Annotated in this window: 2 protein-coding genes; both read right to left on the reverse strand. The window is 74.6% G+C overall.

All coding sequences use genetic code 11. From position 1 onward, the window contains the following. On the reverse strand, positions 1–369 hold a 369-nt coding region (locus GTR02_RS21890; protein WP_166609569.1), incomplete at its 3' end, for a DUF456 domain-containing protein. Positions 370–417: 48 nt separating this feature from the next. Beyond that, positions 418–645, reverse strand: coding sequence for a DUF7455 domain-containing protein (locus tag GTR02_RS21895; RefSeq protein WP_308470085.1), 228 nt, complete (start codon positions 643–645; stop codon positions 418–420). Between the last annotated feature and the right edge of the window lie 241 nt (positions 646–886).

Here is an 886-nt window from a genome sequence, read left to right on the forward strand (position 1 = left end):
GGTCGGGCCCGTGCGCCGCGCCCGCGCCAGCTCGGCCAGGAAGACGCCGAGCACGAAGCCCAGCGGCAGGCCCACGACCGGGACGACGAAGAAGCCGACGACGCCCAGCAGGCCGCCGAGCAGCAGGGTGCTGCGCCGGATGCCGGCCCGCGTCATGCGGCGGCCGGGGACGAGGTACATGGCGACCTGACCCGCGGCCAGGACGACGGCGACGCCCGCGAAGACGGCCCACGCGGCGCCCCCCGTGGCGACGGCCCAGACGGCCGTGGCCAGGGCGATCAGCACGGTGCCCGGCAGCACCGGCACCACGATGCCCACGAGGCCGACCGCGACCGCGAGCGCGACGACGAAGAGCCCGGCGTCACCCATCAGGGCGTCACCGGGCTCTCGCGGGCCGTGCTCGTGCGGTGGACGACGTCAGCGCGCGTCGGAGGACGACGTGGTCGCGGCGGCTTCCAGCTTGCGGGTCTCGTCGTGGATGTCGCGAGCGACCTCACGCAGGGCGTTCTTGTGCTCACGGCCGTGGTGGCCGCAGAACAAGAGCTCGCCGCCCGAGGGCAGCGTCACGCGCAGGTAGGCCTGGGCCCCGCAGCGGTCGCAGCGGTCCTCGGCAGTCATGGGGTCGTTGGCAAGTGCTGTGGTCACTCCGAGACTCCTTCCGGTACTGCTCCGAGCTCGTGGGAGCTGCTGCTCCCGCTCACACTCTCTCCCAACCGACGCGGAGGCGCGCGCGTTCCCACGCGGGAGGCGACGTGCGTTCGCTCACGGCGGACCCCCTCCCATCGGCAGGAGGGCCGCCGGGACGAGGCCGGCGGGGTGTGACGTGCGTCGGCGCGGTCCCCTCCCGGCGCGCGGATAGCCTGCCAGGCGTGACACCGCCTGAGCC

The organism is Kineococcus siccus (genome assembly GCF_009906795.1).
Classification (GTDB): Bacteria; Actinomycetota; Actinomycetes; order Actinomycetales; family Kineococcaceae; genus Kineococcus; species Kineococcus siccus.